Origin of the sequence: Saliphagus sp. LR7 (genome assembly GCF_003344565.1) — an archaeon.
Taxonomy (GTDB): Archaea; Halobacteriota; Halobacteria; order Halobacteriales; family Natrialbaceae; genus Saliphagus; species Saliphagus infecundisoli.
This window is the reverse complement of the sequence record NZ_QPND01000011.1, coordinates 132,992-140,843: the sequence shown is the minus strand read 5'-3', so window position 1 is coordinate 140,843 and position 7,852 is coordinate 132,992. Positions and strand designations below refer to the sequence as shown.

The 7,852-nt window shown below is 68.2% G+C and carries 8 protein-coding genes and 1 pseudogene; 5 read left to right on the top strand and 4 right to left on the bottom strand.

Going from position 1 to position 7,852, the window contains the following annotated elements; all coding sequences use genetic code 11:
• Nucleotides 1-446, top strand: a pseudogene (locus DVH23_RS15425) (gfo/Idh/MocA family oxidoreductase); the annotation flags it as partial.
• Between the two features lie 31 nt (nucleotides 447-477).
• On the opposite strand, the gene DVH23_RS15420 reads toward DVH23_RS15425, so the two are convergent.
• Nucleotides 478-1,479 carry an LLM class flavin-dependent oxidoreductase gene (locus tag DVH23_RS15420; protein WP_114578320.1) on the bottom strand — a complete coding sequence of 334 codons (1,002 nt, stop codon included), beginning with the start codon at nucleotides 1,477-1,479 and terminating at the stop codon, nucleotides 478-480.
• 107 nt (nucleotides 1,480-1,586) lie between these two features.
• On the opposite strand from DVH23_RS15420, the gene DVH23_RS15415 reads away from it, so the two are divergent.
• Together DVH23_RS15415 and DVH23_RS15410 are read left to right on the top strand one after the other, a co-directional pair.
• Complete coding sequence (locus DVH23_RS15415) at nucleotides 1,587-3,014, top strand: heme o synthase (protein ID WP_114578319.1); 1,428 nt, start codon at nucleotides 1,587-1,589, stop codon at nucleotides 3,012-3,014.
• A 129-nt stretch (nucleotides 3,015-3,143) separates the two neighbouring features.
• The gene (locus DVH23_RS15410; RefSeq protein ID WP_114578318.1) at nucleotides 3,144-3,368 is read left to right on the top strand and encodes a DUF2892 domain-containing protein; all 225 of its coding nucleotides are present in this window, start codon (nucleotides 3,144-3,146) and stop codon (nucleotides 3,366-3,368) included.
• 9 nt (nucleotides 3,369-3,377) lie between these two features.
• Here DVH23_RS15410 and DVH23_RS15405 read toward each other — a convergent pair whose 3' ends face one another.
• Nucleotides 3,378-4,358 carry an aldo/keto reductase gene (locus tag DVH23_RS15405; protein ID WP_114578317.1) on the bottom strand — a complete coding sequence of 327 codons (981 nt, stop codon included), beginning with the start codon at nucleotides 4,356-4,358 and terminating at the stop codon, nucleotides 3,378-3,380.
• Nucleotides 4,359-4,408: 50 nt separating this feature from the next.
• Nucleotides 4,409-5,365: a TIGR03557 family F420-dependent LLM class oxidoreductase gene (locus DVH23_RS15400; protein WP_114578316.1), complete on the bottom strand. Its 957-nt coding sequence runs from the start codon at nucleotides 5,363-5,365 to the stop codon at nucleotides 4,409-4,411.
• A gap of 104 nt (nucleotides 5,366-5,469) precedes the next feature.
• Here DVH23_RS15400 and DVH23_RS15395 point away from each other — a divergent pair, with 104 nt between their 5' ends.
• A complete protein-coding gene (locus DVH23_RS15395) occupies nucleotides 5,470-6,447 on the top strand; it encodes an ABC transporter ATP-binding protein (protein WP_114578315.1) in 978 nt (325 codons plus the stop codon).
• Nucleotides 6,444-7,202 (top strand): ABC transporter permease, encoded by a 759-nt coding sequence (locus tag DVH23_RS15390; RefSeq protein WP_114578314.1) that lies wholly within the window; start codon nucleotides 6,444-6,446, stop codon nucleotides 7,200-7,202. The genes DVH23_RS15395 and DVH23_RS15390 overlap by 4 nt, the downstream gene beginning before the upstream one ends.
• Before the next feature lie 6 nt (nucleotides 7,203-7,208).
• Here DVH23_RS15390 and DVH23_RS15385 read toward each other — a convergent pair whose 3' ends face one another.
• Nucleotides 7,209-7,814 (bottom strand): DUF420 domain-containing protein, encoded by a 606-nt coding sequence (locus tag DVH23_RS15385; RefSeq protein WP_114578313.1) that lies wholly within the window; start codon nucleotides 7,812-7,814, stop codon nucleotides 7,209-7,211.
• Nucleotides 7,815-7,852 lie beyond the last annotated feature (38 nt).

The window sequence follows — 7,852 nt, the reverse complement described above, 5'->3', positions numbered from 1 at the left end:
AGGCAGGCGAACAGGTTGACGATTCGGGCGGGGGCGGGTTCGTTGTGATGGACGACGGTACGTTCGTCACCGTCGACTGCACGCTTCCCCGGGAAATCTCCTCGATGACGTTCAACGTCGTCGGCACGGAGGGAAAGCTCTACATGAACAACGACGACGGCGAGTGGCGCTACTGGAGTCTCGAGGACGGCGACCACGTCGAACGGCCCCTCCCGGGAATCGAGGGCGCCTGGACGTGGGACGACGACTATCAGCGCGCGTTCGCGAACGCGGCCGCCCACATCGTCGACGTCCTGGAGGGCGAGGCCGAAAACGGCTCGACCGGCGAGGAGGCGACGCGCTCTCTGGAGATCATCATTGCCTTCTACCTCTCTCACTACACGGACGGACAGGTCGAGATTCCGCTGGCGCGCCCGCTCCGGGACGTAACCGTCACCTCCTGGTAGCTCGAGTCCGGTCCCCGAACCGCGCTCGCGATCACCGGAATTCGGGCGCGACCTCGTCGGCGAACAGCTCCATGCCTCGAGTGTCGGGAAAGTCGAGGAACATGAGCTGGAGTTTGCCGAAGCCGAGTTCCCGAATCTCCTCGATCCCCTCGGCGACTTCGGCGGGCGTCCCGATCAGCATGCTCCCCTTCTCGCGGGCGTCTTCTATGTCCTCCAGTTGTTCGTCCATGTCGGACTCCTCGCCCCAGGGCAGCGGGAAGATCCGATCGACGTACTCATCGACTTCTTCCTGGTCCTCGCACACGAGGACGTGGGCGAGCCACGACCGGTCGATCTCTGCGGGGTCGCGCCCGGCCTCCTCGGCGTACTCCTCGAACTTCTCTACCTTGAACTCGATGGGTTTGCCACGTGCCCGGGCGCTGATCTCGACGTTCCACTCGTCGGCCTCGCGGGCGATGAGCCGGAGCATTCGAGGCCCCGCGCCGCCGATCACGATCGGCGGGTGAGGGTCGGAAACGGGTTTGGGCTCGTTGAGCGCGTTCTCGATCTCGAAGTGAGAGCCATGAAAGGTCGGCTTGGGCTCGGTGAACATCGTCCGGACGACCTCGACTCCCTCCTCCAGCATGTCGACTCTGGTGCCCACGTCCGGGAAGTCGAACCCGTAGGCGGCGTGTTCGGCCTCGTGCCAGCCCGCGCCCAGGCCCAGCCTGAGACGGCCCTCCGAGAGGATATCGGCCGTGGTGGCCATCTTCGCGAGCAGGGCGGGGTTCCGGTAGGTGATCGACCCCACCAGGGGGCCGATATCGACGTCGTCGGTTCGTTCGGCCAGCGCCGAGAGGAGCGTCCAGACCTCGTACTCCTCGGCGCGGGGACCGAGCATGAAGTGGTCGGGCGCCCACAGCCCCTCGAGGCCGACGTCGACGGCGGTATCGACGCCCGACATGACGGTCTCGCGGTCGAGTCGTTCGAGCAGCGGCGCGTCGCGGTGGACGCCGTCGCCGGCGTAACACTGGACCATCCAGTCGAACTGCATACCCGACCTCCGGAGCGCGGGTCGATAAGGCTGGGGGCCCCAACGAGCAGAGGGCCGTGGGAAAAACCGCCGACGCTAAATACGCGGAGCCGAACCTCTAGCCAACGGTGGCACCGACCGACTTCCCCCGTCCGATCGGAACACACGAACGGTTCTCGCGGCTGCTCACAGCGACCGCGGTGGGGGTCTACCTCCTCTTGATCGTCGGCGCCACGACCTCGCTGACCGACGCCGCCGCGGCGTGTTCGACCTGGCCGGCCTGCTCCCCGCCGACGGCGCCGGGCCAGACAGAACTCGCCGTCGCCTGGGGCCACCGGCTCGCCGCCGTCGTCGTCGGCCTCCTGGTCGCCGCCTCGACCGCCGCCGCCCTGCTGGGGCGAGCCTCCGGCCGCGTCCGGGCCGCCCTGCTTTCGGCGACCGGGCTCTACGCCCTCCAGGTCGGCGTCGGCGCCGTCACCGCGACCCTCGGCCCGGACGCAGTCGCGCCGGGACTCCACCTCGCGCTCGGCGTCGTCATCTTCGCGGGCGTCGTCGGCGCGCTCGCCTGGGACCTAGAGCGGGCGACTGGCACCGACGATCGGATCGACCGGCCCGCAGAGCCCATCGCCGGCCCCGACGAGCCGACCGGCACCGCCGCGGACGCCGGCAGCGTCGACCGTTCGGCCGTCGGACGCGCCCGTCGGACCGCCTGGGCGTACTTCAAGATGACCAAACCCCGCCTGATGTGGCTGCTCTGTCTGGTCGCCGCCGCCGGGATGGCCCTGGCCGCTGGACCCGCTCTCGAGGCCCGGACGATCGTCGCGACCCTTGGCGGCGGCGTGCTCGCGATCGGCGCCTCCGGCACCTTCAACCACGTCCTCGAGCGCGACGTCGACCGGCGGATGTCCCGCACCGCAGACCGGCCGCTGGCGACCGAACTGATCCCCGTTCGGAACGCGCTCCTGTTCGGGTTGGCTCTGGCGGCGGCCTCGATGACCGCCTTCCTCACCGTGAACGCGCTCGCGGCCGCGCTGGGCCTGGCCGCGATCCTCTTTTACAGCGTCGTCTACACCCTCCTACTCAAGCCCCATACCGTTCAGAACACGGTCTTGGGGGGTGCGGCGGGCGCCCTGCCGGCGCTGATCGGCTGGGCCGCGGTGACCAACGAGATCGGCGCCCCGGGGCTCGCGCTCGCGGGCGTGATCTTCCTCTGGACGCCCGCGCACTTCTACAACCTCGCGCTCGCCTACAAGGAGGACTACGCCCGCGGCGGCTTCCCGATGATGCCAGTCGTCCGCGGGGAGACCGTCACCCGAAAACACATCCTCTACTACATCGGCGCGACCCTGCTGGGAACGATCGCGCTCGCCTGGATCACCGATCTGGGGACCCTCTACGCCGCGACCGTCGTCGTCTTCGGGGCGATCTTCCTCCTGGCCGCCGTCTCGCTCCATTTCGAGCAAAGCGAGGCCGCCGCGTTCCGGTCGTTCCATGCCTCGAACGCGTTCCTCGGGGCGGTCCTCGTCGCCGTCCTGATCGACGCGCTCGTGCTCTGATACGTTCGGAGACGAGACGAGTCAGTGAACGTCAGTCGTAATGCGTTGCTACGACTGAACGGGAAATCGTTGTCTCCGACCGTATAAGTCGGGACCACGCTTATTTTCCGCCAGCCCCTTCCGCTAGGCATGAGACCCGCGAAGAACGTCGGCGGACTGGATCGAACCGTCAGAGGCGTCCTCGGCACCTCGCTGGTCGTCGCCGCCCTCGTGGCCATCCTGGCAGGGAGGCGGACGGCCGGCGTCCTCGCGGTCGTTGCGGGTGCCGGTCTCCTCGTCAACTGGGCGACCGGCTTCTGTGGCGCGAACGCCCTGCTGGGAATCGACACCTGTTCCGACTCCGAGGAGTCCTGACGCGCGTCGTCAGCGCGCCTCGTCGATCCGATCGAACTGGTCGTCAGAGAGTTCGAGTTCGACCGCGCCGACGTTCTCGGCGAGCTGGTCGGGCGAGCGCGCGCCGACGATCGGAACACAGGTGAACTCCCGCTGGTCGATCAGCCAGCGCAGGGCGACCTGGGCGGGCGTCGCGTCGAGTTCGTCGGCGACCGCCTCGACTTCCTCCAGGACGGCCCAGTCGTTCTCGTCGACGGACATCCCGCTCAGACTGCCCCGGGAGCCGTCCGGCGAGATCACGTCGTTGGGGTCGTCGCCCGCGCGCTCGTACTTGCCCGTGAGGAAGCCGCCCTCAAGGGGCGAGTACGGACAGACCGCGAGGTCCTGATCGCCACAGACGTCGAGATAGTCGCTCACCTCGTCGTAGTAGATGGCGTTGACCCGGGGCTGGGTGACGTCGAAGCGCTCGAGTCCTTCGCTATCCGACTGCCAGAGCGCCTTCGTGAGCTGCCAGGCGGCCATCGTCGAGGCACCGAGGTAGTTGACTCTCCCCTCGCGGACGAGATCGGTGAGGGTTCGCATCGTCTCGACGATCGGGGTGTCGTCGTCCCAGCGGTGGATGTAGTAGAGGTCGAGGTAGTCGGTGCCCAATCGGTCGAGGGTGCCCTCGATCTGGGCGCGGATGTGCTTTCGGCCGAGCCCCGAGTCGTTCGGACCGGGCTCGCCCCAGCCGTCGAAGGGAAAGTAGACTTTCGAGGCGAGCACGTACTCCTCGCGATCGTGGTCTTCGAGCCACTCGCCGATGTACTCCTCTGCGGTGCCGTTGGGGTCTCCGTAGACGTTTGCGGTGTCGATGAAGTTGATTCCCTGCTCGCGGCAGGCATCGAGGATCTCGTGGGCCTCCTCGCGGTCGGTCTCGACGACGCCGTCGGTCTCCTTGCCGAAGCGCCAGGTACCATAACAGAGCTGCGAGACGGCCAGACCGGTCTCACCGAGGGTGGTGTACTCCATGCGAGCGGGTTCGCCTGCCGGCGGTAAAAGCCGCCCGAACCCAGGCGCCTTTACCGGAACTCGGGCATCACGTTCTCGGCGAAGAAGTCGATGAACTCCTCCTGGTTGTCGCCGATCTGGTGGACGTAGACGTGGTCGTAGCCCGCGTCGATCGCGGTCTCGATGCTCTCGACGTAGGGGTCGGGGCTCGGCTCGGTGATCGTTCCGCCTTCGGCGACGTCCTCGCGGTCGACCATCTCCGCTGCCTGTTCGAAGTGTGCGGGCGAGGGGAGTTCCTGGGCGAGTTCGCCGGTGATCGCGCCGTTGGGCCAGACATCGTACACCGTATCGATCGCTTCCTCCTCAGTGTCCTGATAGGAGCCGTGGAGTTGGGTGTAGGCCGGACCCTCCCCACCGGCGTCCTCGTAGGCCTCGACGACCTCGGCCTGGGGACCCGAACACCACAGCCCCTCGCCGTAGTCGGCGGCCATTCGTGCGGTCTGGGGACCGAAGGCGGAGACGAGCGTCGGGATCGGCTCGTCGGGGACGGTAAAGAGCTTCGCGTTCTCGACGGTGTAGTGGTCGCCGTGGTGGCTGACCTCCTCGCCCGTCCAGAGGTTTCGCATGACGTCCATCGATTCCTCGAGCATCTCGAGGCGGACGTCGTGTTCGGGCCACCGTTCGCCGACGACGTGTTCGTTCAGGTTCTCGCCGGTGCCGACGCCGAAGGTGAAGCGGCCGTCGGCCATCTCCGCGATCGTGGCGACCGCGTGGGCGACGTTGACTGGATGGATCCGGACCGTCGGGCAGGTGACGCCGACGCCGATGCCGACCTCCTCGGTCTCGCGGGCGATGGCACCCAGCGTGGACCAGACGAAGGGGGACTCGCCCTGGGCCGACACCCATGGGTGGAAGTGATCCGAGATCGAGACGAAGTCGAAACCCGCCTCCTCGGCGCGGACGGCGTTGTCCACCAGTTCGTCGGGGGTGTGCTCCTCGCTCGAGAGCGTGTAGCCGATCTCTACCATGGGGTCGGCTACGACGATCCGCTTCCTGGGCGTTGGCCTTGCGTGAGCCTGCGCGGTGCCCGACGAACCGAACCCCTTACCCGCGGGCGGTCGGTAGCGCCGGTATGGACGCCGAGGACGCCGTCGTCGTCGCCAAGGACCTGCGGAAGGCGTACGGGGACCATCTCGCCGTCGACGGAGTGTCGCTGTCGATCCGGTCGGGAGAGGTGTTCGCGCTCATCGGCCCCAACGGCGCGGGGAAGACGACGCTGATCCGGGCACTGACGGGGACGACCCGCCCGGATTCGGGGTCGGCGACGATCCTCGGAACTGGCCCCGAGGCGGTCGATCGCGACCGGATCGGGGTGCTCCCCCAGTCGTTTTCGCCCCCCGAGCGGCTCACTGCTCGGGAGCTGCTCGCCTACTACGCGGGACTATACGACGACGCCAGGGAGCCCGACACGGTTCTTCGGGAGGTCGGCCTCGCCGACGCCGGCAACACGCGATACGAGAACCTCTCGGGGGGCCAGCAGCGCCGGCTCTGTGTCGGCACGGCACTGGTCAACGACCCCGACGTCGTGATCATGGACGAGCCGACGACGGGGATCGACCCCGCGGGCCGGCGCACGGTGCGGGGACTGGTCGACTCGCTTGCGGCGGGCGGGACCACGGTTCTGGTCTCGACTCACGACATGGCCGAAGCCGAAGGGATGGCCGACCGCGTCGGCCTGCTCGCCGACGGCGACCTCGTCGCCTGTGACCCCCCCGAGACCCTGATCGCGGAGTACGCCGGCGAGAGCAGGCTGGTCGTCGAGACGGACTCTACCCTCGAGGGAGTCGACTACCCGACGAGGACGGTCGCGGGAGGCGTCGTCGTCGAGGGCGTCGACCCCACGGGGATCGGCGGCGTCGTCGCCGCCCTGGAGGAGCGGGGCATCGAGTACACCGGGATCGCCTGGAGCGAACCCGATTTGGAGGACGTCTACATGGAACTCGCGGGGGAGGTCGAGGGCGTTCGAACGGGGAGAAGTGGCGAAGTCGGCTTCGACGAGGCGGACGTCGGTCCCGCCGGAGCCGGGACGGGAGGTGAGTCGGCCCGATGAGCCGCGTGGGACGCCTTCGCGCGGAGGTCTCGGCCGGCTGGCGGTCGTTCGCCCGTCGGCGGACTGCGGTCTTCTTCACGTTCCTCTTTCCGGCGCTGCTGATCGTCATCTTCGGCGCGCTGGTCCGGACCGATCCGGGCGGCGGGGGGCTGTTCGCCGAGCCGCCGGCCTACTACGTTCCGGGCTATCTCGCGGTCGTCGTTCTCTTCACTCCCCTCTCGCGGCTGGGCAGCGAGGTCGCACGCCACCGCGAGGGAAACCGTTTCGAGAAGCTCGCGACCACCCCGCTCACCCGCGGGGAGTGGCTTTTCGCCAGTACGGTCGTCAACGCGGCGATCATCGGCCTCGCGAGTCTGCTCATCCTGGGTCTCGTCGTCGCCCTCACCGGCGCCGGGATCGCGTTCTCTCCCCTGCTGGTACCCTACGTCGTCGTCGGCGTCGTCTGTTTCTGTGGCGTCGGCGCGATGCTGGGCAGCTACACCGATTCCCGGGACGGCGCCGTCGCCGCGAGCAACGCGATCGGGCTTCCGCTGCTCTTTCTCTCGGAGACGTTCGTCACCGCGGCCCAGCTTCCGGGCTGGTTCGAGCCCCTGATGGCGCTCTCGCCGCTCACGTACTTCGCGCGGGGGGTCCGGGCTGCGACCGCACCCGAGGTCGCGGGCGGGGGTGATCCGACGGTGAACCTGCTCGTCCTGTCGGCCTTTGCCGTCGCCTTCTTCGCACTCGGCGCGCGGTCGATCCCACGGACCGACTAGCGGTACTTAGACGGGGAGGACCGTCACCGGGTGGAACTCGTAGCCGTACACGTGGTTCAGGAGGACGTAGGTCACGACTCCCAGAAAGAGACTCAGGATCCACGAGCCCGCGGCGATCCGGCCGACCCGGGCGTGGGCCGTGTTTCGCAACTCGGCCGGCGTGTGGCTGAGTCCGAGGACGAGCGCGTAGAGGACGACCGGGACCGCGACCACCGACAGCAGGATGTGGACGGCGAGCATCCCGAGGTAGGCGTACCGTGCGAGATCGGGGGCGCCTGCGATGTACTTCTCGCCGCCGCCGCCGACCCGGAGCAGGTAGACGACGAGGAAGGCGAGGATCAGGACGAACGCGCCGACCATCGCCAGCCGGTGTTTGTCTACCTCGCCCCGGCGGATCCAGTACCAGCCGGCGACGAGCAGGAGGGTCGCCGCCGCGTTGATGACTGCGATCGCGTGAGAAAGCAGGTTCACCTGGGCCTCGGTCAGGTCGGGGTAGATCGGCAGATCAACGAGGAAGGTGCCGATCACGAGCGCGTAGCCGACGACCGTCAGCAACAGGGTGACGCCGAGAGCGTGCTCGCGGAGCCGCCGTCTCGCTGTCGCAATAGCCATTATCGGGGGTTGGGACGGGTCCCGTATCCGTGTTCCCC